This is a genomic window from Rhizobium sp. NLR22b (assembly GCF_019685295.1).
Classification (GTDB): domain Bacteria; phylum Pseudomonadota; class Alphaproteobacteria; order Rhizobiales; family Rhizobiaceae; genus Rhizobium.
Genome location: NZ_JABDWM010000007.1, coordinates 265636 through 291356 on the forward strand (window position 1 = coordinate 265636; position 25721 = coordinate 291356).

Annotated in this window: 24 protein-coding genes and 1 pseudogene; 19 read left to right on the forward strand and 6 right to left on the reverse strand. The window is 60.8% G+C overall.

Annotation, left to right across the window (positions count from 1 at the left end; genetic code table 11):
- Positions 1-195: 195 nt before the first annotated feature.
- From HJC00_RS14235 to HJC00_RS14290, 12 genes are all read left to right on the forward strand, one after another.
- Positions 196-1428 (forward strand): ABC transporter substrate-binding protein, encoded by a 1233-nt coding sequence (locus HJC00_RS14235; RefSeq protein WP_210630999.1) that lies wholly within the window; start codon positions 196-198, stop codon positions 1426-1428.
- Between the two features lie 149 nt (positions 1429-1577).
- On the forward strand, positions 1578-2483 hold the full coding sequence (locus tag HJC00_RS14240; protein ID WP_097599962.1) for a carbohydrate ABC transporter permease: 906 nt from the start codon (positions 1578-1580) through the stop codon (positions 2481-2483).
- Positions 2476-3420, forward strand: coding sequence for a carbohydrate ABC transporter permease (locus HJC00_RS14245; RefSeq protein WP_221145257.1), 945 nt, complete (start codon positions 2476-2478; stop codon positions 3418-3420). Before HJC00_RS14240 ends, HJC00_RS14245 begins: the two co-directional genes overlap by 8 nt.
- Positions 3421-3424: 4 nt before the next feature.
- A complete protein-coding gene (locus tag HJC00_RS14250) occupies positions 3425-4531 on the forward strand; it encodes an ABC transporter ATP-binding protein (RefSeq protein ID WP_210631001.1) in 1107 nt (368 codons plus the stop codon).
- Positions 4532-4857: 326 nt separating this feature from the next.
- Positions 4858-7317: a glycosyl hydrolase 2 galactose-binding domain-containing protein gene (locus HJC00_RS14255; protein ID WP_221164223.1), complete on the forward strand. Its 2460-nt coding sequence runs from the start codon at positions 4858-4860 to the stop codon at positions 7315-7317.
- A 39-nt stretch (positions 7318-7356) separates the two neighbouring features.
- Positions 7357-8118, forward strand: coding sequence for a sugar phosphate isomerase/epimerase (locus HJC00_RS14260; RefSeq protein ID WP_210631003.1), 762 nt, complete (start codon positions 7357-7359; stop codon positions 8116-8118).
- An 8-nt stretch (positions 8119-8126) separates the two neighbouring features.
- The gene (locus HJC00_RS14265; protein WP_221164224.1) at positions 8127-9260 is read left to right on the forward strand and encodes a Gfo/Idh/MocA family protein; all 1134 of its coding nucleotides are present in this window, start codon (positions 8127-8129) and stop codon (positions 9258-9260) included.
- 295 nt (positions 9261-9555) lie between these two features.
- On the forward strand, positions 9556-10587 hold the full coding sequence (gene mgrA, locus HJC00_RS14270) for an L-glyceraldehyde 3-phosphate reductase (protein ID WP_221164225.1): 1032 nt from the start codon (positions 9556-9558) through the stop codon (positions 10585-10587).
- Between the two features lie 228 nt (positions 10588-10815).
- Positions 10816-12429, forward strand: a complete 1614-nt coding sequence (locus HJC00_RS14275) for a glycoside hydrolase family 43 protein (protein WP_221164226.1) — start codon at positions 10816-10818, stop codon at positions 12427-12429.
- A 274-nt stretch (positions 12430-12703) separates the two neighbouring features.
- Positions 12704-13630 (forward strand): ABC transporter ATP-binding protein, encoded by a 927-nt coding sequence (locus HJC00_RS14280; RefSeq protein ID WP_221153541.1) that lies wholly within the window; start codon positions 12704-12706, stop codon positions 13628-13630.
- Complete coding sequence (locus HJC00_RS14285) at positions 13627-14388, forward strand: ABC transporter permease (RefSeq protein ID WP_210631008.1); 762 nt, start codon at positions 13627-13629, stop codon at positions 14386-14388. The genes HJC00_RS14280 and HJC00_RS14285 overlap by 4 nt, the downstream gene beginning before the upstream one ends.
- A 117-nt stretch (positions 14389-14505) precedes the next feature.
- Entirely contained in the window at positions 14506-15234 is a 729-nt protein-coding gene (locus HJC00_RS14290; protein ID WP_221164227.1) for an SDR family oxidoreductase, read from the forward strand.
- On the opposite strand, the gene HJC00_RS14295 is transcribed toward HJC00_RS14290, so the two are convergent.
- Together HJC00_RS14295 and HJC00_RS14300 are read right to left on the reverse strand one after the other, a co-directional pair.
- On the reverse strand, positions 15197-16120 hold the full coding sequence (locus HJC00_RS14295) for a LysR family transcriptional regulator (RefSeq protein ID WP_221145242.1): 924 nt from the start codon (positions 16118-16120) through the stop codon (positions 15197-15199). The two genes, HJC00_RS14290 and HJC00_RS14295, sit on opposite strands and share 38 nt — an antisense overlap.
- A 63-nt stretch (positions 16121-16183) precedes the next feature.
- Positions 16184-16366, reverse strand: a pseudogene (locus tag HJC00_RS14300) (hypothetical protein); the annotation flags it as partial.
- Positions 16367-16644: 278 nt separating this feature from the next.
- Here HJC00_RS14300 and HJC00_RS14305 point away from each other — a divergent pair.
- On the forward strand, positions 16645-17928 hold the full coding sequence (locus HJC00_RS14305; protein WP_221153544.1) for an MFS transporter: 1284 nt from the start codon (positions 16645-16647) through the stop codon (positions 17926-17928).
- A gap of 14 nt (positions 17929-17942) precedes the next feature.
- On the opposite strand, the gene HJC00_RS14310 is transcribed toward HJC00_RS14305, so the two are convergent.
- From HJC00_RS14310 to HJC00_RS14320, 3 genes are read right to left on the reverse strand one after another with little or no spacing between them, the layout of a single operon-like run.
- The gene (locus HJC00_RS14310; protein WP_210631012.1) at positions 17943-18644 is read right to left on the reverse strand and encodes a TIGR02281 family clan AA aspartic protease; all 702 of its coding nucleotides are present in this window, start codon (positions 18642-18644) and stop codon (positions 17943-17945) included.
- Positions 18641-18859, reverse strand: coding sequence for a DUF1289 domain-containing protein (locus HJC00_RS14315; protein WP_221145240.1), 219 nt, complete (start codon positions 18857-18859; stop codon positions 18641-18643). The genes HJC00_RS14310 and HJC00_RS14315 overlap by 4 nt, the downstream gene beginning before the upstream one ends.
- Before the next feature lie 18 nt (positions 18860-18877).
- Positions 18878-19660, reverse strand: coding sequence for an adenosylcobinamide-GDP ribazoletransferase (locus HJC00_RS14320; protein ID WP_221153546.1), 783 nt, complete (start codon positions 19658-19660; stop codon positions 18878-18880).
- 138 nt (positions 19661-19798) lie between these two features.
- On the opposite strand from HJC00_RS14320, the gene cobT reads away from it, so the two are divergent.
- Entirely contained in the window at positions 19799-20815 is a 1017-nt protein-coding gene (gene cobT, locus HJC00_RS14325) for a nicotinate-nucleotide--dimethylbenzimidazole phosphoribosyltransferase (RefSeq protein ID WP_221164228.1), read from the forward strand.
- Between the two features lie 114 nt (positions 20816-20929).
- Positions 20930-21313: a diacylglycerol kinase gene (locus tag HJC00_RS14330; RefSeq protein ID WP_221164229.1), complete on the forward strand. Its 384-nt coding sequence runs from the start codon at positions 20930-20932 to the stop codon at positions 21311-21313.
- Between the two features lie 104 nt (positions 21314-21417).
- Here HJC00_RS14330 and HJC00_RS14335 read toward each other — a convergent pair whose 3' ends face one another.
- Positions 21418-22953 carry a HAMP domain-containing sensor histidine kinase gene (locus HJC00_RS14335; protein ID WP_221164240.1) on the reverse strand — a complete coding sequence of 512 codons (1536 nt, stop codon included), beginning with the start codon at positions 22951-22953 and terminating at the stop codon, positions 21418-21420.
- 106 nt (positions 22954-23059) lie between these two features.
- Here HJC00_RS14335 and HJC00_RS14340 point away from each other — a divergent pair, with 106 nt between their 5' ends.
- The 4 genes from HJC00_RS14340 to HJC00_RS14355 all read left to right on the forward strand — a co-directional run.
- A complete protein-coding gene (locus tag HJC00_RS14340) occupies positions 23060-23617 on the forward strand; it encodes a thermonuclease family protein (protein WP_221164230.1) in 558 nt (185 codons plus the stop codon).
- 4 nt (positions 23618-23621) lie between these two features.
- Complete coding sequence (locus tag HJC00_RS14345; RefSeq protein ID WP_221164231.1) at positions 23622-24254, forward strand: uracil-DNA glycosylase family protein; 633 nt, start codon at positions 23622-23624, stop codon at positions 24252-24254.
- 69 nt (positions 24255-24323) lie between these two features.
- Complete coding sequence (locus HJC00_RS14350) at positions 24324-24812, forward strand: Lrp/AsnC family transcriptional regulator (RefSeq protein ID WP_004678404.1); 489 nt, start codon at positions 24324-24326, stop codon at positions 24810-24812.
- A 695-nt stretch (positions 24813-25507) separates the two neighbouring features.
- On the forward strand, positions 25508-25721 hold a 214-nt coding region (locus tag HJC00_RS14355; RefSeq protein ID WP_221145239.1), incomplete at its 3' end, for a porin.

Sequence of the window (25721 nt, forward strand, 5' to 3'; positions counted from 1 at the left end):
TCACCGTAATAATCTGAGGAAGCGCCTGCGGAAAAGTCTGCCCGACTGCCGATTCACCGGGTGTGGGGCGGTCTTCCGAAACAGTCAGAAGTGGTAATCCTGATCTTTAAAGAAAAATTTACGGGCGGGCAGTTGCGTGGGGAAATCGATTGATCTAAGTTTTTCCGGCAACGTTTCAGTGAGGGAGGAGAACTCATGAAAATTCGTATGATGGCGGCCATGCTTGCCGCTTCCGCTGCGCTTCCGATCAGCGCCAGCGCCACCGATCTCGAAGTCACCCATTGGTGGACGTCTGGCGGCGAGTCCGCTGCTGTCGCCGAGTTGGCAAAGGCATTCGACGCCACCGGCAACCACTGGGTCGACGGCGCTATCGCCGGTTCCGGCGGCACGGCGCGCCCGATCATGATCAGCCGCATCACCGGCGGCGACCCGATGGGCGCCACCCAGTTCAACCACGGCCGCCAGGCCGAGGAACTGGTTCAGGCTGGCCTGATGCGCGACCTGACCGATGTCGCGACCGCAGAGCACTGGAAGGATATTATTCGTCCGTCGAGCCTGCTCGATTCCTGCACGATCGACGGCAAGATCTACTGCGCTCCGGTCAACATCCACTCCTGGCAGTGGCTGTGGCTTTCGAACGCCGCATTCAAGAAGGCCGGTGTCGAGGTTCCGAAGAACTGGGACGAATTCGTCGCTGCCGCTCCGGCTCTCGAAAAGGCCGGTATCATTCCGCTCGCTGTCGGCGGTCAGCCATGGCAGGCGACAGGCGCCTTCGACGTGCTGATGGTCGCGGTCGCCGGCAAGGACGTGTTCAACAAGGTCTTCAAGGACAAGGATGCAGAGGTCGCCGCCGGACCCGAGATCGCCAAGGTCTTCAAGGCTGCCGACGACGCCCGCCGCATGTCCAAGGGCAGTAACGTCCAGGATTGGAACCAGGCGACCAACCTCGTCATCACGGGCAAGGCCGGCGGTCAGATCATGGGTGACTGGGCGCAGGGCGAATTCGCGCTCGCCGGTCAGAAGGCCGGCACCGACTATACCTGCCTGCCGGGTCTCGGCGTCAACGAAATCATCTCGACGGGTGGTGACGCCTTCTATTTCCCGCTGTTGAAGGATGAGGAAAAGTCCAAGGCACAGGCCGTGCTCGCCAAAACCCTGCTCGACCCCAAGACCCAGGTTGCCTTCAACCTGAAGAAGGGCTCGCTGCCGGTTCGCGGCGACGTCGATCTTGCCGCCGCCAACGACTGCATGAAGAAGGGCCTCGACATCCTGGCGAAGGGTAACGTGATTCAGGGCACCGACCAGCTGCTTTCGGCCGACAGCCAGAAGCAGAAGGAAGATCTCTTCTCCGAATTCTTCGCCAACCCGTCGATGACGCCGGAAGACGCTCAGAAACGTTTCGCCGAGATCATCGCTTCGGCTGACTGATCGGCAGGTTCGCTGCCCGTGCGATCCGGCTCCCCGGAGCCGGATCCTCCCGCAAGTTTCGATGGTCTTGCCGGCCCTTCCGGCGGATCCCGCGGGCGGGGGTGAGAGCGGCCGCTACCGGCCGCAGCTGCGATTTGAGGAGAGGTTTCATGACGGGTCAAGCGCAAGCAGGCCGGCCAAACAAGTTACTGCGCAATCTGAACGCCAAGATTGCGTCCATTCCGATGATCCTGACAGCGCTGGTGATCTTTGTCGGCGGCACGTTCTGGACGGTCTTTTATTCCTTCACCAATTCCAAGCTCCTCCCGCGGTTGAGCTTCGTCGGCTTTGACCAGTATCACCGTCTCTGGGCGGCACCCCGCTGGGTTACTGCAATCGAAAATCTGGCGCTCTACGGCGTCCTCTCGCTGATCTTCAGCCTGGTCATCGGATTTGTGCTCGCCGCGCTCATGGATCAGAAGATCCGTTTCGAAAACACTTTTCGCACCATTTTTCTCTACCCATTCGCGCTGTCCTTCATCGTGACCGGTCTCGTCTGGCAGTGGGTTCTGAACCCGGACTTCGGCGTCCAGTCGGTGGTGCGATCGCTCGGCTGGACAAGCTTCACCTTCAATCCGCTCTATACGCCCGAAATCGTCATCTACGGGATTCTGATTGCGGCGCTTTGGCAGGGAACGGGCCTCGTCATGTGTCTGATGCTTGCCGGCCTGCGCGGCATAGACGAGGATATCTGGAAAGCGGCCCGCGTCGACGGCATCCCGATGTGGAAGACCTACCTGCTCGTCGTCATTCCGATGATGCGGCCCGTATTCATCACGACGATCGTCATCATCGCCTCCGGCATCGTCAAAGTCTACGACCTCGTGGTGGCGCAGACTTCGGGCGGTCCCGGCATCTCATCGGAAGTGCCAGCCAAATATGTCTACGATTACATGTTCCAGGCGCAGAATCTGGGTCAGGGCTTCGCCGCATCGACGATGATGCTGGTCACGGTCGCGATCATCATCGTTCCGTGGGCCTATCTGGAGTTCGGAGGAGGGCGCAAGCGTGGCTGATATCGAAACTCTCAACACCACGGCTGCCGGCCTCGACGCCGTCTCACAGAGGCTCGGCGACGGTCCGAGCGGTCCGAAGCCGCGCCCGACGCTGTCAGCGCGCAACATCATGCTCTATGGAACGCTGACAGTTGCAGCGCTCTATTATCTGCTGCCGCTCTATGTGATGGTCGTGACGTCACTGAAGGGTATGCCTGAAATTCGTCTCGGCAACATCTTCTCGCCGCCGATGGAGATCACCTTCGAACCCTGGGTCAAGGCCTGGGCGGAGGCCTGCACGGGCTTGAACTGCGATGGCCTGTCGCGCGGTTTCTGGAATTCGGTGCGCATCACCGTGCCGTCGGTGATCATCTCGATCGCGATCGCCTCGGTGAACGGCTATGCGCTGGCAAACTGGCGGTTCAAAGGTTCCGAGCTATTCTTCTCGATCCTCATCATCGGGGCCTTCATTCCCTATCAGGTGATGATCTATCCGATCGTCATCATCCTGCGTGAAATCGGCATCTACGGCACGCTGACCGGTCTCGTCATCGTGCATTCAATCTTCGGCATGCCGATCCTGACACTGCTCTTCCGCAACTACTTCGTGTCGCTGCCGGAGGAACTGTTCAAGGCGGCGCGTGTCGACGGGGCGGGCTTCTGGCAGATCTTCCTCAAGATCATGATGCCGATGTCGCTGCCGATCTTCGTCGTCGCCATGATCTTGCAGGTCACAGGCATCTGGAATGACTTCCTGTTCGGCGTGGTCTTCACCCGGCCGGATACCTATCCGATGACCGTGCAGCTCAACAACATCGTCAATTCCGTCCAGGGCGTGAAGGAATACAATGTCAACATGGCAGCGACGATCCTCACGGGCCTGGTGCCGCTGATCGTCTATTTCGTCTCCGGACGGCTTTTCGTTCGCGGCATTGCCGCAGGCGCAGTGAAGGGGTGATCACATGAACATGAATTCAACTGTCTCCAATTCGAGCGTCTCGATCAGGGATCTGTCGCTGAATTTCGGCGCCGTCAGTGTGCTGAAGGATCTCAACCTCGACATCAACGATGGCGAATTCCTGGTGCTGCTCGGATCGTCCGGCTGCGGCAAGTCGACCTTGCTCAATTGCATCGCCGGCCTGCTCGACGCTTCGGAAGGGCAGATCTTCATCAAGGGCAAGAACGTCACCTGGGAAGAGCCGAAGGACCGCGGCATCGGCATGGTCTTCCAGTCCTACGCGCTCTATCCGCAGATGACGGTCGAGAAGAACCTCTCCTTCGGCCTTCGCGTCGCCAAGGTGCCGCAGGCCGAGATCGACAAGCGCGTCGCGCGCGCGGCCGAGATCCTGCAGATCCAGCCGCTTTTGAAGCGCAAGCCGGCCGAACTATCCGGCGGCCAGCGCCAGCGCGTGGCAATCGGCCGGGCGCTGGTGCGCGATGTCGACGTCTTCCTGTTCGACGAGCCGCTGTCCAACCTCGACGCCAAGCTGCGTTCGGAACTACGCGTCGAAATCAAGCGCCTGCACCAGTCGCTGCAGAATACGATGATCTATGTGACGCACGACCAGATCGAGGCGCTGACGCTGGCTGATCGCATCGCCATCATGAAGAGCGGCATCATCCAGCAGCTCGACGATCCGACGACGATCTACAACCGGCCGCGCAATCTCTTCGTCGCCGGCTTCATCGGTTCGCCGTCGATGAATTTCCTGCGCGGCGAACTGGTCAAAACAGGTGACGGCATCGCCTTTACCGCTAACGGCGTCAATTTCTCGCTCGCCGCCTACGACGCCAACGAGACGCTGCAGCCTGGCCGCAAGGTGGTGCTCGGCGTCCGCCCCGAACACATCAAGGTCAATGAGAATGCCGGCGGCGAAGAACATGACGCTACCGTCGATATCGAGGAACCGATGGGGGCGGACAATCTTCTGTGGCTGAAACATGCCGGTCATACGATGTCGGTCCGCGTCAACGGCGCACGCCGCTTTGATGTCGGGGCCAAGGTAAAGCTGAGCTTCGACATGGCGCTGGCTTCGGTGTTCGACGCCGAGAGTGAGTTGCGTCTTTAGGGAGATTTTCGCGGGCGGGGTCGGAGATGGTGCCGTCTGCTTTCTGTTTGGCTGCAAGGCTATTTGTATGAGTTCGACCAGTGCTCCATGCTCCCTCATTGCTGTGGCCTTCCGGCTTCGCCCAAGGGATGTCACAGGCTCTCTTTCGAGTGAAGTGTCTCCCGCGCCCAAAGACTTGGGCGCACTGGATTCCTGTGACATCCCTCGGGTCAAGCCCGAGGACAGGAATGAGGGAGGAGAGGTGAAGCGCCCCTTGCGAACGACAAGGCGGCAGGGCAGCGGCGCACGCGCCGCTTCTTCTAGAATCGTAAATCGGAAATGATATCGTGACGCAACAATCGACCCTCTCCAGCATCGACCTTTGCGGTTCGTGGCAGCTCACATCTGTTGATGGCGGGATCAAGAGCGCAATCACCTTGCCCGGCGACGTGCACACGGCGCTGCATAGGGCAGGGCTGATCCCCGATCCCTATTTCGGCCGGAACGAGGAGAAGGTGCAGTGGGTTGCCCAGCGCGAATGGACGGTAGAGCGCAGCTTCACGCTGCAGGAGGTCGAGGGCGACTGGTATCTCGATATCGACTATCTCGACACGGTCGCCAGCGTCTATGTCAATGGCTTTCTGGTGCTCGAAGCCGACAACAGCTTCCGCCGCTACCGGCCTGATGTTTCCAGCATGCTGAAAGCGGGCGACAACTCGATCCGCATCGTCTTTGCCTCTAATCCCGGCGTCGGCGCCGAACGGCAGAAAAAGCAGCCCTTCTACATTCCCTACAGCACCGGCAATTCGCCGATCCCCGACGGCAACATGCTGCGCAAGCCGCAATGCCATTTCGGTTGGGACTGGAACATCGCCATCGCGCCGCTTGGGCTCTACGGCACGATCGCGCTGAAAAAGATCGAGACGGCGCGCATCGAACATGTCGTCACCCGCCAGATCCACAATAATGACGGCTCGGTCGACCTCATGGTGACGGCGAGCCTGTTTGCCAAGCATGCTGGCATCGCCCAGGTCTATTTCGATCTTGACGGCGAGCGCATCCGTCTCGATGTCGGTGTCAAGGGCGAGACGGATGTCCACCACCTCTTCCATATCGACAATCCGCGTCTCTGGTGGCCCTCCGGTAATGGCGAACAGGCGCTCTATACGCTCTCCGTCGAATTGTCCGACGAGGTGGTGACGAAGCAGCTCGGCCTTCGCACCATCGAACTGATCACCACGCCGGATGCGGCGGGCAGCCGTTTCGCTTTCAAGGTCAACGGCCGCGAGGTCTTCTGCCGGGGCGCCAACTGGATTCCGGCCGATGCGCTGTTCTCGCTGTCTTCGCCCGAAAAGACCGAGGACCTACTGCAATCGGCCAAAGCGGCCAACATGAACATGATCCGCGTCTGGGGCGGTGGTTTCTACGAGCAGGACTATTTCTACGATCTCTGCGACCGGCTGGGCCTCATGGTCTGGCAGGACTTCATGTTCGCCTGCAACCTCTATCCCTCGACCGAAGACTTCCTTGGCAATGTGGCGATCGAGGTGGATTACCAGGTGCGCCGGCTCTCTTCGCATCCTTCGATCGCGCTCTGGTGCGGCGATAACGAACTGGTGGGCGCGCTGACATGGTTCGAGGAATCGCGGAAGGACCGCGACCGCTACCTCGTCTCCTACGACCGCCTCAACCGGACGATCGAACAGGCGGTGAAGAAGGCGCTGCCGGGGGCGCTCTGGTGGCCGTCGAGCCCGGCATCAGGCTATCTCGATTTCGGCGATGCCTGGCATGCCGACGGCTCCGGCGACATGCATTACTGGTCGGTCTGGCACGAGAACAAATCGTTCGACAATTACCGTACGGTGCGGCCGCGCTTCTGCTCGGAATTCGGCTTCCAGTCCTATACCTCGCTGCCCGTCATCAGAACCTATGCCGAGGAGAAGGACATGAACGTCGCTTCCCCCGTCATGGAGCTGCACCAGAAGAATGCGGGCGGCAACGAGCGCATCGCCGGCACGATGTTCCGCTATTTCCGCTTCCCCAAGGATTTCCCGAACTTCGTCTATCTCAGCCAGATTCAACAGGGATTGGCGATCAAGACCGCGGTGGAATATTGGCGGTCGCTGAAGCCCCATTGCATGGGCACGATCTACTGGCAGCTTAACGATACCTGGCCTGTCGCCTCATGGTCGAGCCTCGACTATGGCGGGCGCTGGAAGGCGATGCATTACCTGGTGAAACGCTTCTTCCAGCCGGTGGCGGTCGCGGCCATTCCCGCCGACGACGGCAAGACGATCCGCTTCTCGCTGGTCAATGACACGCTCAACGATGTCAGCGTCGATCTTTCGATCTCGCTTCTGACGATGAAGGGCGAGCGGAAGCACCTGAAAGACGTGCAAGCCCTGTGTTCGCCGGACGCGGCGGTGACGGCTGCGACCATCGACGTGTCCGAGATTGCCGAGGGAACGCTGCTTGCCTGGCATTTCACCGCGTCGAACGGCATGGGCGGCGGGGGGCACCATGTCAACGGCACCTATAAGGCGCTGGAGCTGGAACCCTCGGGCCTGACCGTCACCCATGAATATGTCGAGGCGAGCGGCGTCGTCGACATCAGTGTCACCGCCAGGGGACTTGCGCTCTTCGTGATGATCGAAAGCGAGACGGACGGCAAATATTCCGACAACGCCTTCGACCTTGCAGCAGGCGAGAGCCGTCGTATCACCTTCACCCCGGCACATCAGCTCGAACGTGGCAAGCCGCCGGAATTCCGCTTCTACGACCTGCATTCCTGCCAATCGGCGGATTGATCCTTCCAAGAAATGGGCACGAGGCCCAAGGAGAATAAGATGACGAAACTCAGCTACCAGCTCTACAGTGCGCGCAACTTCCAGCCCTATTCTGTGATTTTCGAAAAGCTCGGCAAATCAGGCTATGCGGAGGTCGAGGGGTTCGGCGGCATCTATGCCGATCTCGACGATGCGGGACTGAAGAGCCTTCGCGCCGATCTCGACAAGAACGGCCTGGTGATGGCGAGCGGACACTTCAGTCCCGACTTTCTGGAGAAGGAAGTCCAGAAGTCGCTCAACATCGCTAGGATACTCGGCATGGATTCGATCTATGCCCCGCATCTGGCGGCCGACCAGCGCCCCTCGGACGGAGCCGGTTGGCTCGCCTTCGGCAAGCGTCTACAGGAAATGAGCAAGCCCTATAAGGATGCCGGCTACGAGTTCGGCTGGCACAATCATGATTTCGAATTCGTCAAGCTGGCTGACGGCTCGCTGCCGATCGAGCGCATCTTCGAAGGCGCGCCCGACATTTCCTGGGAAGCCGATATTGCCTGGGTTATCCGGGGCGGCGCCGATCCCTTTGCCTGGATCGACACGCTCGGCTCGCGCATTACCGCAGTCCACGTCAAGGACATCGCGCCGGCCGGTGAAGCGACGGATGAAGACGGCTGGGCCGATGTCGGCCACGGCAAGGTCGAATGGGCCAAGCTGATTGCCACACTGCGCGGCACCAAGGCGAAGCACTTCGTCGTCGAACATGACAATCCGAAAGACATCGACCGCAACATCAGCCGTTCGATTGCATCCTTCCAGACTTATTGAGGCAAATCATGACCAGGGAACTTGGCGTTGGCATCATCGGATGCGGCAACATCTCCACCACCTACTTCTCGCTGGCACCGCTCTTCAAGGGGCTGAAGGTGCTGGCCTGCGCCGATATCAACGTGCGGGCCGCCGAGGCCCGCGCCAAGGAATATGGCGTCAAGTCACAGACGATCGACGAGCTTCTCGCCAATGACGAGATCGACGTCGTCGTCAACTTGACGATCCCGGATGCGCATTTTCCGGTGTCGAAGGCGATCCTCGAAGCCGGCAAACACGTCTATTCGGAAAAGCCGCTGGTGCTTTCGCTGGAGCAGGGCGAAGAGCTTCGCCGCATCGCCAAGGCGAAGAACCTTGCCGTCGGCTGCGCGCCGGACACTTTCCTCGGCGGCGCCCATCAGCTCGCCCGCAAGTTCATCGACGATGGCGGCATCGGCCGGGTGACCTCGGGAGCCTGCTATGTCATGAGCCCCGGTATGGAGATGTGGCATCCGAACCCGGATTTCTTCTTCCTGCCGGGCGGCGGCCCGATCCTGGATCTCGGTCCTTATTACATCGCCAATCTGATCAACCTGATCGGCCCAGTGAAGCGCGTCGGCGCCATGACCTCGATGGCATCGGCGACCCGGACGATCACCAGCCAGCCGCGCCACGGCGAAATCATCCCGGTCAAAACGCCGACGACGATCCAGGCGCTGCTCGAATTCGTCAGCGGCGCCACGGTGACGCTGTCGGCAAGCTGGGATGTGTGGTCGCATCGCCATGCGAATATGGAACTCTACGGCACCGACGGCTCTCTCTACGTACCGGACCCGAACTTCTTCGGCGGCACCGTAGAGGCCAGCGGTCGCGACAAGGACATCAAGCCGCTCGAGCCCTGGGAGCACCCCTTCGGCAAGATCAACCAGGAAAGTCCGAGCGGCTCGCGGGCCAATTACCGCACGGCTGGCCTTGCCGATATGGCAATGTCGCTGATCGAAGGCCGCGACGCGCGCTGCTCGCTTGACCGCACTCTGCACGGCGTCGACGTCATGACCTCGATCCTGAAATCAGGCGAGGAGGATCGTTTTATCGAGCTGACGACGACTTGCACCCAGCCAGCGGCGCTTGGCATCGAAGAGGCGCAGGCGCTGTTGAGGTAGCGGAGAAAGCGCGCCTGCGCTTGCCGTATTGGCGCGCTTGCTCCATTTGTTTCATCATGTCGGCCTCACGATCCGGTTTTTGCCGATGGTTGCCCCTCACCCTAACCCTTTCCGCCTAAACGGGTGAGGGACGCGCCATGTGAGAGGTGGTGGGGAAGGACAGGCTGTGGCATTTCCCTTCTCTCCGCTCGCGGGGAGAAGGTGCCGGCAGGCAGACAGGGGGTAGGCGTCGGCGTTTTCGTGAGCCGAAGACGTTGCATGATGAGGACGCTGATATTCGATTAAGGAGACTTCCATGAGCTGGCAACCGGCAGCAGACCGTTATTCAAAAATGAAATATAACCGCACGGGCCGCTCCGGCCTGAAGCTTCCGGCCGTCTCCCTCGGCCTCTGGCACAATTTCGGCGGTGATACGCCGCATGACCGGAAGATCGACATGTGCCGCACGGCCTTCGACCTCGGCATCACCCATTTCGATCTCGCCAACAATTACGGCCCGCCTCCCGGCAGCGCAGAGGCTGCCTTCGGCGAGATCCTGCGCACCGAATTCTCCGGGCTTCGCGACGAGCTGATCATCTCCTCGAAGGCCGGCTACGATATGTGGCCTGGTCCCTATGGCGAATGGGGCAGCCGCAAGTACCTGGTCGCCTCCTGCGACCAGAGCTTGAAGCGCATGGGCCTCGACTATGTCGACATCTTCTATTCGCATCGCTTCGACCCGGAAACGCCGCTGGAAGAGACCTGCGGCGCGCTCGACCATATCGTCCGCTCCGGCCGGGCGCTCTATGTCGGGATCTCCTCCTATAATTCGCAGCGCACCCGCGAAGCAGCCGCCATCCTCAAGGACCTCGGCACGCCCTGCCTGATCCATCAGCCGAGTTATTCAATGCTCAACCGCTGGGTCGAGGATGATAGGCTGCTCGATACGCTCGATGACATCGGCATGGGTTCGATCGTGTTCTCGCCGCTCGCCCAGGGCATGCTGACGACGAAGTATCTCGGCGGTATTCCGGCCGACAGCCGGGCAGCTCAGAACCATTTCCTGAAGCGCGATTTCATCCGCCCCTCGATCATCGACAATATCAGCAGGCTCAACGAGATTGCCGAAAGGCGTGGCCAGACGCTGGCGCAGATGGCGATAGCCTGGGTGCTGCGCGGCGGACGCGTGACCTCGGCGCTGATCGGCGCCAGCCGCTCGTCGCAGATCGTCGATTGCGTCAAAGCGCTGGATAATATCGAGTTCTCGGCCGAGGATCTGAAGGAGATCGATGTCTATGCCAAGGAGGCCGATATCAACCTCTGGGCGAAGTCGGCGGAGCGGGAATGAAGGCAGGGAGCACATTTGTTGCTCCCTCATTCCTGTGCTCGTCACAGGAATCCAGACACCGCGCGTCTGCGCGGTGAGAAGGGTCTTTCCGGCCCAAGGACTTAGGCCGGCTGGATTTCTGTGACATCCCTTGGGCAAAGCCCTAAGGGCACAGAGATGAGGGTGGGGAGGCGAGCTGAACCGCACGTTCTGACGTACGTACCGCAATAATCTAGGAGGAGGCCGTCCATGATCCGTAATCCCATCCTGCCCGGGTTCAATCCCGATCCGTCGATCTGCCGCGTCGGCGACGATTATTACATCGCCACCTCCACCTTCGAATGGTATCCGGGTGTGCAGATCCATCATTCGCGGGACCTGGTGAACTGGACGCTGGTGCGCCGGCCGCTGGAGCGTGCCTCGCAGCTCGACATGCGCGGCAATCCCGATAGTTGCGGCATCTGGGCGCCGTGTCTTTCCTATGCCGACGGGCAGTTCTGGCTTGTTTATACTGACGTCAAGCGCTTCGACGGCAATTTCAAGGATGCACATAATTACATCGTGACGTCGTCTTCGATCGAGGGCGAATGGTCCGAGCCGGTCTATGTGAATTCCTCCGGCTTCGATCCCTCGCTTTTCCACGACGATGACGGCCGCAAATGGTTCGTCAACATGCAGTGGAACCACCGGACCCAGAGCTTCGGCGGCTCGCCGAAATCGCCGGCTTTCGACGGCATCCTGCTGCAGGAATGGGATCCGGCGACCAAGGCGCTGAAGGGGCCGATCAAAAACATCTTCGCCGGCAGCCCGCTCGGCCTCGTGGAAGGGCCGCATCTCTTCAAGAAGAACGGCTGGTATTATCTGACGACCGCCGAGGGCGGCACCGGCTATGACCACGCCGTCACCATGGCGCGTTCGCGCCGCATCGAGGGGCCCTATGAGATGCATCCGAACATGCATCTCATCACCTCGAAGGATCATCCGGGCGCGGTGCTGCAGCGGGCAGGGCACGGCCAATATGTCGAGACGCCAGACGGCGAAGCCTATCACACCCATCTCTGCGGCCGGCCGCTGCCGCCGAAACGGCGCTGCACGCTGGGGCGCGAAACGTCCCTGCAGAAATGCGTCTGGCGCGACGATGATTGGCTCTATCTGGAAAACGGCACCTACGTGCCCGATGTCGATGTGCAGGGTCTCTTCGGCGCAGTGCCGGTGGAGAAGCCGATACGCAGCGAGTACAGTTTCGATGGGGACAAGCTGCCGGCCGATTTCCAGTGGCTGCGCACGCCCGAACCCCAGCGCATCTTCAATCTGACGGACCGTCCCGGCCATCTCAGGCTGATCGGTCGCGAAAGCATAGGCTCCTGGTTCGAGCAGTCGCTGGTCGCGCGCCGGCAGGAACATCATAGTTTCCGCGCCGAGACCGTGATCGAATTTTCGCCCGACACCTATCAGCAGGTGGCGGGGCTGACGCATTACTACAATCGCCACAAGTTCCACGCGATTGCCGTGACGCTGCACGAAACGCTCGGCCGCTGCGTGACCATCCTCTCCTGCAACGGCGACTACCCGAACGGCCGCCTCAGCTTTCCCGCCGAAAGCGGAGTAACGATCCCGGCCGAGGGCCGTGTCCAGCTTGCGATGGAAATCCGCGAAAATGACCTGCAATTCTTCTGGCAGACGGAAGGCAAGGGCGCATGGCAACGGATCGGCCCTCTCCTGGACGCCGGCGTGATTTCCGACGAGGGCGGTCGCGGTGAGCACGGCTCCTTTACCGGTGCTTTTGCCGGCGTCTTCGCCTTCGATACGTCGGGGCGTGGGAAGACGGCGGATTTTGATTGGTTCAATTATGATGAGTTGTGAGGGGGAGCATCCACTGCTTCCCACCCGCCCTCGTCCTTAGAGGCCTCGGCCTTTGGCCGACGCACCTCACGATGAGGGCCGATCGTTGTGCCGTCTCGCTGCGGGCCCAGATCGGAATGCTCACTTGGGCCAATCCGTTTGCCCAGCGGCTTGACGAAAGTGACGGTGTTGGCGAGGCGTGAATGCAGTGTTCATGTTCCCGAAGGATGTCAAAGCGTCACAGAGGGACTATATAGCGGGCCGAAATACTTTCGAGCATCCGCAAGAGTCCTGCATGACCCCCATTATTTCCGTTCAGAACCTGACCAAGACTTATGCCAACGGGTTCGAGGCCCTGAAGGGCATCAACCTCGATGTCGAGAAGGGCGAGATCCTGGCTCTGCTCGGGCCGAACGGCGCCGGCAAGACGACCCTGATCTCAATCATCTGCGGCATCGCCAATCCGAGCGGCGGCCGCGTGCTGGTGGCCGGCCAGGACGTCGTAAAGGATTTCCGCGCGACCCGCTCGATGATCGGACTGGTGCCGCAGGAACTGACGACCGATCAGTTCGAGACAGTGTTCAACACAGTGAGCTTTTCTCGCGGGTTGCATGGCAAGAAGGCCAATCCAGCGCATATCGAGAAGGTGCTGCGGGCGCTTTCGCTTTGGGACAAGAAGGACAATATGCTGCGTCAGCTCTCCGGCGGCATGAAACGACGGGTGCTGATCGCCAAGGCGCTTTCGCATGAGCCGGATATTCTTTTCCTCGACGAGCCGACTGCCGGCGTCGACGTGACGCTGCGCAAGGACATGTGGCACGTCGTCGAAGAACTCCGGACTTCGGGCGTCACCATCATCCTGACGACCCATTATATCGAAGAGGCCGAGGAAATCGCCGACCGCGTCGGCGTCATCAACGGCGGCGAGCTGCTGCTCGTCGAGGAAAAGGCGGCGTTGATGGCCAAGCTCGGCCGCAAGCAGCTCATTCTCGATCTGGCGGAACCGCTGAGCCGGCTGCCAGACTGCTTTGCCGGCAATGGCCTCACTCTCGAAGCGGACGGAAGCCGCCTGACTTATGATTTCGACGCCGATAACGAGCAGGAAAGCATCGCGACGCTGCTGACCCGGCTCGGCGAGAACAATATCCATTTCAAGGATCTCTCGACGCGGCAGAGTTCGCTCGAAGATATCTTCGTGGCGCTGGTGGGAGCGAGCAAATGAACTTCGAAGCGGTCAAATCGATCTATTTCTTCGAGATGGCGCGCACGCGCCGCACGCTGCTGCAGAGCGTCATCTCGCCTGTCATCTCGACCTCGCTTTATTTCATCGTCTTCGGGGCGGCAGTCGGTTCGCGCATCCAGGAAGTGGAGGGCGTATCCTACGGTGCTTTCATCACGCCGGGCCTCATCATGCTGACGCTGCTCGGCCAGTGCATCAGCAACGGCTCCTTCGGCATCTACTTCCCGAAATTCACCGGCACGATCTATGAGGTGCTGTCGGCGCCCGTGGCGATGACGGAGATCCTGCTCGGTTATGTCGGGGCGGCGGCGACCAAGGGCGTCATCATCGGCGTCATCATTCTCTTGACCGCCAATCTCTTCGTCGACGTCAGGATCCAACATCCCTTCATGATGATCCTGTTCTTCCTGCTGACCGCGGTCACTTTCAGCCTGTTCGGCTTCATGATCGGCATCTGGGCCGGCAATTTCGAGCAGCTGAACCTCATTCCCATGCTCGTGGTGCCGCCGCTGACCTTCCTCGGCGGCAGCTTCTATTCCGTCAGCATGCTGCCGCCTTTCTGGCAGGCGGTCAGCCACTTCAACCCGGTGCTTTACCTCGTCAGCGGCTTCCGCTGGAGCTTTTACGGCATCGCTGATGTCAACCCGGCGATCAGCTTGGCGATGATCACCGTGTTCCTGGCTATCTGCCTGGCAACGCTCGGCTGGATCTTCAAGACCGGATACCGACTGCGCAACTGACCGCTTGAACGTCGATGATCGGAGAAGCCGATTGTGCTATCGGCTTCTTCCGTTTTTCTTTCGCGTCCGGCGAAGGCATCTGCTGTCTCATCCCAATGGAGAGGCGAGACAGCTGTTATGAACATCGAAGGTCAGAAGGTGATAATTGTCGGCGGCAGTTCCGGCATGGGGCTTGCGCTTGCCCGGCGTCTGCTCGATGAGGGGGCGTCGGTGACGATTGCCGGGCGCGGTCAGGAGAAGCTTGCGGCAGCTTGCCGTCATCTCGGCGACCACCCGAAACTCGGAACGCATATCGTCGACCTGGGCCAGGAGGAGGAGGTCGCGGCGCTGTTTCGGGAGAGTGGACCGGTCGATCATATCGTCAGCACGGCGGCGGAAATCGAAGGAGCCTATCAGCTGCTGTCGTCGCTCGAGCTGGCGGCCGCGCAAAAGGTGGTCCAGAGCAAGTTCTTCGGGCCGCTGCTGCTGGCGAAATATGGCGCCTCCCGACTCCCGTCCTCAGGTTCGATCACCTACACCTCAGGTATTGCCGCCTATCGGCCGCTCGCGCGCGGATCGGTGGTCGCGGCCGTCAACGCGGCACTCGAAGGCCTGGTCAGGGCGCTTGCCGTCGAACTGGCGCCGATCCGCGTCAATGCGGTCTCGCCCGGCTGGGTGGACACGCCGATCTGGAGCTTCGTTGCCGGTGACGCCAAGCAGGCGCGGCTGGATGCGATGGCGCAGCGCCTGCCGGCTGGGCGGGTTGGGCAGCCCGAGGATATCGCCGATGCGATCCGCTTCCTGATCGGCAATGGCTTCACCACGGGAACTACCCTGCATGTCGAAGGCGGGCATCGGCTGGTCTGATCGGCGAAAGATGTTCGCTGGCCGATTGCAGAAGGAAAGAGATCTGCGGCGGCTGGACGCGCCGGCGTCGCCACATCATCACCAGCGAGGCTGCCAGCGGTCGGCCGGGCCATGGCAGTTCGACGACATCGCCGCGCGCAATGGACGGCCCCACCGCAAGGCTCGGGACCAGGCCGTGGCCGGCGCCTGATGCCACGAGCCGGATGATCGTTGCGATGCTGTCGGCTTCTGCGACAATGGCCGGCGCACCTAAACCCGCTTCGGCAAAGGCGGTATCGAGCAGGTGGCGATAGATGCAGCCGGCCGCGGTTGCGATGAACGGGGCGCTGCGTAGGGCTGCGAGGTTTTCCGGCGGCGGGGTTTGCGATCTGCCGGCGGCAATCAGCACCAGCGGCTCGCTGGCGATGCGGCGTGTCACGAAGCGCTCGTCCTGCTGGCCGCGATCGAAGGTGAAGACGATATCAACTGAGCCATGCTGTAATTTCGCATGCAACTCGCCACTGCCGCCGACCTTGAGCTTGAGACCGAGATCGGGATTTTGCCGACGGAGGAGGGAGAGCCAGGGCGCCAGCCTTTCAGCGGCAATGGTTTCGAGCGTGCCCAGGGTGACAGAGGATTCGGAAATGTCGGCGGCAACGCGGACGGCGGTCTGCGCCTCGTCGTTCAGCGCCAGGATCTCTTCCGCATAGGCCTTCAGTGCCATGCCTGCCGGTGTGGGAGCGACGCCCTGCCGGGAGCGGAGGAAGAGTTCAACGCCCATCTCCTCTTCGAGCGCCTGGATCTGGTCACTGAGGCTCGACTGAGCGAGATTGACCTCTGCGGCGGCGCGCGTGAGGTTTCCGTGCCGCATCACGGCAAGGAAAGTCTTCAGTTGTCGTGGGGTCATGTCGGGCTCCGGCATTTGCGCGAAGGCAGGATATCAATAAAGGCGATCCAGCCGCAATTGCTGTCAGACACTGCTGACGAGCAGGGCGCCCGACAGGATGAAAACGATGCCGGCTGCGAGCCGCGCCATGTTGAGCTCGGAGGCTTCGCCGAGAAAGACTGCGCCGATCGCCAGCGTCACCAGCACGTTGCAGCTCCAGATCGGGGCGAGTTTTGAGACTGGGACGCCATAAGCAAAGAGCGTGAAAAGCCGCATCGCGCCGGCGCGGGCTCTTCGGCTTGCATCTTCAACGAGCATTGAAACCGCACGTTGACGATGTTGAAATTTCTGTCTAGCAGTAACGGCCATGAAGATCGCGATGGTTCTTGCGGTGGTGATAGGGCGCATGGGCAGGATGGTGTAACCATCCGGCGATCAGCCCCATGCGCGGTAAATCAAGCTCCTGACGGGGCTTTTTTTGTGCCCTGAATTTGCGCTGCGCCTCGTCAGATTCCCACAATCTCCCTCACACCATGGACGAGACCATGTCACGCGACAATTCTGCGCAGACTTCCGGTAGCCGCCTCACCGAAGAAGCGGCTGCGATTTCGACCGCGACGCCCCGACGTGCGATCCTTCTCCTGCTGACGGCGCTCTCGGTATTGCCGATCAATATATGTCTGCCGGCGCTGCCAGATATCGCCGCCACGTTCCAGGCCGACTTCGCGCTCGTCAATCTTTCGGTCGCGGGCTATGCGATCATCAATGCCTTGACGGAAATTGTCGCCGGCACGATGTCCGATCGCTATGGGCGCCGGCCGGTCGCGCTGATCGCCGTTTCCATTTTCATCGTCGCGTCGATCGGCTGCGCGCTGGCGCCCGATATCGCCATCTTCCTGTTGTTTCGTGTGATGCAGGCGTCGATCGCCGCCTGCTTCTGCGTTGCTCTCGTCGCCATCAAGGAGACGGCTGGCGAGCGCGGGGCCGCCAACAGGATCGGCTACGCCGCCATGGGATGGGCTATTGCGCCGATGCTCGGCCCGAGTGTCGGCGGCATTCTGGACGAAGCGTTCGGATGGCGGGCGATCTTCGTCGCTCTTGCGCTGATAGGCGCAGCCGTCCTCGCCATATCCATGCGCGAACTGAAAGAAACAGCCGGGCTCGCGTCGAGACCGAAAGGCAATTACCTTGCGTCCTACCGGCAGCTTCTCGGTTCGGCGCGGTTTTGGGCCTATACGCTGTGCATGGCCTGCTCCACCGGCACTCTCTATATCTTTCTTGGAGGCGCATCCCTGGCCGTCAGTTCCTCGCTCGGCGGATCGAGCGCGAAACTGGGCTTCCTCATGGGAATGGTTCCGGCGGGATTCATTCTGGGCAGTTATCTCGCTGGCCGATTGACGAGGAAATCGCTCAGCACCACGCTCGTCATTGCGCGTTTATCGACGTGCATGGGGCTGCTGCTGGGGCTGGTCCTGTCGATCTCGGGCATCACGCATGTCCTGGGATTTTTCGGACCCTGTATGTTCATCGGCATCGGCAATGGCTTGACCTTTCCGGCCGCCAATCTTGGCGTGATGTCGGTTCGCGGCCATTTCGCCGGCACCGCTGCGGGCCTTGCCGCAGCCATGTCGATCGCCGGCGCCGCCCTGATCGCTTCGATCGCCGGGCTGTTTCTCCGGGAGGCAGGCGCAGTGTCGACACTGTTCGCGTTGTTGCTGACATCGGCGTCACTTGCCTTATCGGCAGCGTTTTTTACAGCTTTTGTCGACCGGCGACTTGCGGTCGGTATTCCCAATGGAGAGCCGGCCGAGAGCGGATCGGGGGCATGACTTGTTCTGCCGGATCAATCCCGCATGCGCAATTCGTCCGTCTGCATCTGCAAGGAGCCCAGCGTTTCCAGGAAGCTCATGCCGAGCAGGCTCTGGTCAAGCCGGCCGTCCTCGGCGACGCTGGCTGCGACATTGTTGCGGACGATCGGACCGATCGCCACTTGGTCGAGCGTGACGGGGGCGGCGCGGCTGCGACCGTTGGCGGTCATGACGGTCATGGAATAGGTGAGGCGGGAGAGGTCGATACCGATTCTTGCGGCATCTTCATGCGAGAGCGCCACCATGCTGGCGCCGGTATCGACGAGCATTTCGACGGTCTGGCCATTCACACCGACATCGGCTTCGAAATGGCCGTTCAGCAGCTTGTGCAGGATGACTTCCTGGCCGCCTTGGCTCGTCGTGACGACGACGGCACGGCCGGGAATGAGGCCGGCAAGCAGCCGGTTGCCGACGCCGAGCGCTTCCTGGCGATAGAGGTAGACGGTTGCGAGCGCCAGGATGATGACGAACCAGATCATCAACTGGCGCATGGTTTCACCGACATTTTGTCGGCTACCCCAAATGCCGGCCGACAGCATCAGCGCGATCGGCAGGAGATAGATGAAGCGGCCGAATTCATCGCTCTGCAGGCCGAGGATGCGGCCGCTGTCATTGTTGACGATCAGCACGGCGAGGCCAATGACGATGACGAGGAGCAAGAGGATGAAACGGATCATAAAGGCCGCTCCGGCCCGCCGGCGACGTTTGATCCCGCCCGGTTCAAAGCCGGGACGGTACCTGAAAGCCTTGCCACCAGCTGCGCCATGATCCCCCGTCGTTCGGCATCGGTATAGTTCATCCAGCCACCGATTTCCTGAAGAGTGCGGCCGCAGCCGGCGCAGAAACCGGTGGCTGAAACCATGGAGCAGACGTGAATGCAGGGTGTTTGCATGGCTGATATATCGGAGTTTCAAAGAGCTGCGGCAAGGGCGCAAAGGATGGCTATTTCGCAAATCTGCTGTGTCGCGCCCAGCGTATCGCCGGTGTGGCCGGCAAGCCTGCGGCGGATGATGGCGGTGAAGGCGAATCCTGCGAAACCGGTGGCGAGCAAGCTGGCGACGAGCGGTCGCAGGCCGAATGCCGGCCAGATCAGAAGTGCCGCAAGCAGACCGGCCGAGACGAGCGCAAAATGCATCGCCGCCTCATTCGGCTGGCCGGTCGAGGCGGCCACGCCATCGGCCTTTGCCGGCGGCAGCCGTTGCCAATGCCAGGCGATAGCGCCACGGCTGAGCGCTGCGACGGCGGCAACGGCAAGCGCTGCAGCGAGTGGCGAGGACTGGCGGACAACGGCGGCGAGTGCGGCCGCACGGAGCGCGAAGGAAAGAATCAGCGCTATCGCGCCATAGGTGCCGATCCGGCTGTCCTTCATGATGATGAGGCTCTGTTCGCGGCTCCTGCCGCCGCCGATACCGTCGGCCGTATCGGCCAAGCCGTCTTCGTGCAGCGCGCCGGTGGCAAGAGCCTGGACGGAAAGCGCGAGCAGCGCCGCCATCAGCGGGTCGGCGCGCGAGCCTGAAAGAAGCAAGAGGGCGAGCGCCGGGAAGAAGCCAATGATCAGGCCCGCGAGGGGAAAGGCGCGCACCAGGCGGCCGAGGCTGCCGTCATAGCCTTTGAACAGGGCTGGCGGCATCGGAAGGCGGCTCAGAAAGGCGACGGCGCGGGCGGTATCGACCGCATAATCCTTGATCTTCATTCTGTTTCGTTCTGCCGGAGGGGCTGCGGCGCTTTTGATGTTGTTCGCTTCGTCCGCCGGCTTTAAGAGAGAGCCACCGCAAAGAAGCTGATTTGCGTCAAAAAAACAAGAATAGCCGATTCATAGGAATACGCACCGATGAGCGTTTCAGGCCTGCCCTTCGACGATTTCCGTACCCTGCTCCGGGACCTGCCTGGGCCGGATGCCCGCGCACTGGTGACCGCACGCGAACGCGACGCGCAGCTGACCAAGCCGCCGGGCGCGCTCGGACGGCTCGAGGAGATTGCCTTCTGGCTTGCCGCCTGGACAGGTCGTCAACCTGCCGTCAACCGGCCGCTGGTGGCGATCTTCGCCGGCAATCACGGCGTCACCAGACAGGGCATCACACCCTTTCCGCCCGCGGTGACGCAGCAGATGGTCGAGAATTTTGCCGCAGGGGGAGCTGCGATCAACCAGATCTGCGTGGCCTATGATCTCGGGCTGAAAGTTTTCGATCTCGCGCTCGATTACCCCACGGGCGACATCACCGAGGAGGCGGCGCTTTCCGAGCGCGACTGCGCCGCGACCATGGCCTTCGGCATGGAGGCGATCGCCGGCGGCACCGACCTGCTCTGCATCGGCGAGATGGGAATCGGCAACACGACGATTGCGGCGGCGATCAACTATGCGCTCTACGGCGGGTCGGCGCGCGACTGGGTCGGACCCGGCACCGGTTCGGAAGGCGAGATGCTGGAGCGCAAGATCGCGGCGGTGGAAAAGGCGGTGGAACTGCATAGCGAACATCTCGACGATCCCCTGGAGATCATGCGCCGGCTTGGCGGCCGCGAGATCGCGGCGATGGCCGGTGCCATCCTTGCCGCCCGGATGGAGCGCATCCCGGTGCTGATCGACGGTTATGTCGCGACTGCCGCGGCGGCGATTCTGAGAGCCGCCAACCCCTCCGCGCTCGATCATTGCCTGATCGGCCATGTCTCCAGCGAGCCCGGCCACCTGCGCGCAATCGAGATGCTCGGCAAGACGCCGCTTCTGGCGCTCGGCATGCGGCTTGGCGAAGGCACTGGTGCGGCGCTTGCCGCCGGCATCGTCAAGGCCGCCGCTGCCTGCCATTCCGGCATGGCGACGTTTGCCCAGGCAGGCGTGAGCAACAAGCATTAAGCGCGTCGCGATCTTTCAGATTCGCTTGGCCCGCGCTTTAAATCCTTGTTTTACGCATCTCGTTATCGCAAAACCGCTGCACACTTCTGCGCGACATGCTCTGGGGGATCAATCTTGACAAAGCCCGCGGTGACGAAGCAGACCGGATTTCGACATTTCATCGCCGCGGCCAGCTATTCCTGGGCAGGTTTCCTGCGCGTGCTGAAAGAGGCGGCCTTCCGCCAGGAGCTCGGTTTCTTCCTCGTTTCGCTGGCGGCACTGGTGCTGGTGGGCGCCACTTTCGGTGAGATCGTCGTCGCGGTGCTGCTGTTCCTCGGGCTGTTTTCGATGGAGGCGATGAATACCGCCGTCGAAGAAGTGATCGACCGGATTTCACCGGAGATTTCGATCGTCGGCAAACATGCCAAGGATCTCGGTTCCTTTGCGGTGACCTGCATGATCGCCGCCTGCTGCCTCTATCTCGGATTCGTTCTCGGCAAGCACCTGTTTTTCAGTTGAACTAAAGCGCGTCGCGTGAAACTTGATTCATGCGACGCGCTTTAGCTCCTTGTTTTATGCATGTCGTTATCCCGGAACCGCCGAAAACTTCCGGACTACATGCATTAGGCAAAACTCTTGCGCTTGCGCGTGACAGCCTGAGCCTCTTCGACGGCCGGCAGGCTCTGGAGCACGCGCTTGGCGGGCAGGATGGCGATGACCTCGGTGCCTTCACGCAGCCTCGATTTCAGCAGGAACTGTCCGTCATGCTTGGCAAGGATCGCCTGAACGATCGGCAGGCCGAGGCCGGTGCCTTGTTCGGCGCTCTTGATGGCGATCGAGCCCTGGCCGAAGGCCGAGAGGACGACGGGAATCTCTTCTTCGGGAATGCCGGGGCCGTTGTCCTTGATCGAGATGTATTGTCCGCCGCCGGCCGTCCAGCCTACCTTGACGTGGATTTCGCCGCCCTGCGGCGTGAATTTGACGGCATTGGAGAGTAGGTTGAGCACCACCTGGCGCATCGACTTCTCGTCGGCCCAGATAGCCGGCAACTGCCGCTCGAATTGATCCGAAATGGCAATGTTCTTGGCGCGGGCGCGCAGCTGGACCATGCCGATGCAATCCTCGGTGATATCGAGCAACGAGATCGCTTCCTCGCTCAGTTCGTATTTGCCGGCCTCGATGCGCGACAGGTCGAGGATTTCGTTGATGAGATCGAGCAGATGCTGGCCAGAGCGATGGATATCACCGGCATATTCCTTGTAGGTCGGATTGGCGAGTGGTCCCATGACTTCGGCCGACATCACCTCGGAGAAGCCGAGGATGGCATTGAGCGGAGTCCTGAGCTCGTGCGACATGGAGGCAAGGAAGCGGGACTTGGCGAGGTTTGCCTCTTCGGCGCGGCGGCGCGCCTCATCTGACATTGATTTCGCCACTTCCAGTTCGGCGATCAGGTCGTCCTTCTCCGACTGGTAGGAGAGGATCCTAAGGTTCGATTTGAAGAGCCGGTCACTGATATAGTTGAAGAAGACGAGGGTGGTGGTGAAAAGCCCGGTCAGACTGATTTCGAGGAGGTCGCGCGACAGGCCGCTCTTGGCGCCAAGCGCCAGGACCGCTGGCGCGAAAGCGACCAGTACGGCCGGCGTCAGCATGAAGTTCGACATCGCCGTGACGGAAAGCGCAATCAGCAAAGTTGCGCCCTTATAGAGAATGAAGCTCGACGGCTCGCAGGCGTCGCAGCCCTGCAGCGCGAAGACGGCCCAGCAGCAGCCGACCAGGAATTGGCCGGCGAGCAGCAGGCGGCGCCATTTGCGGGCGCTCTCGGAGGTGATCTCCTGTCGGCGCGCGCGCCGGGCGAGCAGGATGTTGCCGGTGTGACAGCTGAGCGTCAGCAGCGCCCAGAAGAGCAATTGGGTATCTTCAGTGAAATAGACGCCAAGGGCGGTGATGATGACGACGAAGAGCGGCATGATCGTCGCGCCCTGCAGCATCGACGCTATATACATCTTGAGTACGTCACGGTCGAAGGCGGAATTGGACGCATGACCGGACTGCAGGCGTTCGCGCGTTTGCCGCACGGCCTTGGAAACGGCCTTGTTGCGGTGGCTGCGCGACCTGTCGACGATAATCTTGTCGGTCGATGTGCTTACGCCGGTACTCATGTGCACGTTGAAACTTCACCCCTGGGTGGATAAGAGCTTAACCGGCAATTCTTAAGAAGATGTTTGCCATCTTTGCCAAGGATTTGTTTTTTAAGGAGGCGAAAGCGTGACACGTGGCCTGCGCCTGATTCGTGACGGCGTGACCGCTTTTGCCTTGCTGGTGCTCCTGGCGCTGATTGCTGCCAAGATCAACGACAGAGCAACAATCAAGCGTGCAGGCGCCTTTCATGCTGCCGATGGCGACAGTCTGACATTGGGCGGAGAGCGCTTCCGCCTCGAAGGCATTGACGCGCCCGAGCTTAGCCAGAGCTGCGAACGGGCGGGAAAGGCCTGGGCTTGCGGGCGCGTGGCGCGGGACGCGCTGCAGGAGATGGTGCTGGCATCGGGAACGCTTTGCCAGGGCGACCGGCGCGACCGCTACGACAGGCTGCTTGTCGTCTGTCGGAATGCGACGGGCGGCGACATCAATGCCGGCATGGTGCGCCGAGGCATGGCTGTTTCCTATGGTGGTTACGGCAAGGAAGAGATCGAGGCGAAACGGGCGAAAGCGGGGCTGTGGGCCGGGACTTTCGAGCGGCCGCGCGATGTGCGTGATCGTGCCCGCCACGAATCCGGTTACGGCGACGCGCTGCGCTTCATCGGGCGGATCGTCGGATGGGAGTAAAGCGATGACCGACGAAGCCGAGCTGGAAACTCTGCGGCGGGAAATTGCGGCCTGTCGCATCTGTCGCGATACCCCGGCGAAAGGTCCTGAGCACCGGCTGCCGCACGAACCCAGACCGGTGGCGGTGATCTCTTCGAGCGCGCGCATCCTGATCGCCGGGCAGGCGCCCGGCCTTCGGGTGCATGAGAGCGGTCTGCCGTTCGACGATGCATCGGGCGACCGGTTGCGATCATGGCTCGGCGTTGACAGAGCAAGCTTTTACGACCGCGCCCGGTTCGCCATTGTGCCGATGGGCTTCTGCTTTCCCGGCTACGACGACAAAGGCGCGGACCTGCCTCCACGCCGTGAATGCGCTCCGGTCTGGCGGCAAAGGGCGATTGCGGCAATGCCGCAGATCGAGCTGGTGCTGGTCATCGGCCAGTATGCGCAGTCCTGGCATATGGCTGACGACAGGCGAGGCAATATGAGCGAGACGGTGCGAGCGTGGCGCGACAGTCTGCTGTCTGGCCGGTCACCGGCGGTGCTGCCGTTGCCGCATCCGAGCTGGCGCAACAGCGGCTGGCTGAAACGCAATTCCTGGTTCGAGCAAGAATTGCTTCCTGTCCTGCGGGAGCGAGTGAAAACGCTGCTTTCCTGAAAAAAAATTCTTTTCGTTGTGCGGAATCGGGTTATACAAAGAAAATAATTCGAAAGGACTGACGTGCGCATGGACCGCCTCGACCGAAAAATACTGCGTCTGCTGCAAGAAGATTCGACCCTTGCCGTTGCCGACCTCGCCAAGAAGGTGGGGCTTTCGACGACGCCATGCTGGCGGCGCATTCAGAAAATGGAGGAAGATGGTGTCATCAAGCGTCGGGTCGCCATTCTCGATCCGGAGAAGGTCAATACCAAGGTCACGGTTTTCGTATCGATTCGCACCGCCACCCATTCGATCGAGTGGCTGCGCCGCTTTTCCGAGGTGGTTGCCGAATTTCCCGAGGTGGTCGAATTCTACAGAATGAGCGGTGACGTCGACTATCTCCTGCGAGTCGTCGTGCCCGATATCGCCGCCTACGACGCCTTCTATAAGCGGATGATCGCCAAGATCGAGATTCGCGACGTCTCCTCTGCCTTTGCGATGGAGCAGATCAAGTATTCGACGCAGCTGCCGCTCGACTACATGATTCTTGAGAACGCCAAATCCAACGAGGATTGAAATCGCCGATAGGTTGCGACGAGCCGCTGGCCGGCAGTCGCATATGCCGTGTGGTACTCGCCCCGGATCCGGGTCTTTGACGCGATTCGCTCGCACACGGGAATGCGGCGCTCGGAAAGCGGCTTTCGGAAAAATGTGGCCCTCACTGCAAAAAAAAGCCGGAAAAACCGCGAAAAAACGCTCCAGTTTCACCAAAGTGGTGGAGAAACATATAGCCTGGTAACGATTGCAAGGCTATGATGTGTGGCATCAATAAGCGCCATGTCATCATTTTGACTCATTGGTATCGAAATCAGGACACCATGTTCTACACCGCTACCTTGTATAGGTTGAACAGTCGGCGGTAGAGTTTATGTGCTTCACCATTGTGTTCGGCGGGGGTCGAACGGTGGAGAATTTGACATTGGCGCATAGCGTTTGCGGCTTGCGAGGGAGGTTCCCTCGCGGGGCTGCTTTGTGCGTTTTTTTTCGCGTAATTTTTTGAAATTGTTGTATAAAAATCACGTCCGTAGCGAAAGTTGCTCTCGCCGACCCACCGCGCATGTATCTCGAATTGCTTGATTGAGGCTTCTATGTGATGACGGTTTGGCGGTTCGATCGATCCGCACGCCGAGATGGCTGTTCAAACTGGGCCGGCTTCGAATTGACTACCCGATGAGACGTCAGCCCCGATCGACAAAGGAATGGATTGGTAAATGAACATCAGAATGGTTTTGCTCGCATCAGCAGCAGCATTTGCTGCATCGACGCCGGTTCTTGCAGCTGACGCTATTGTTGCTGCTGAGCCGGAACCGGTTGAATATGTTCGCGTCTGCGACGCTTACGGCACCGGCTACTTCTACATCCCCGGCACCGAAACTTGCCTCAAGATCGAAGGCTACATCCGTTTCCAGGTCGACGTTGGTGATC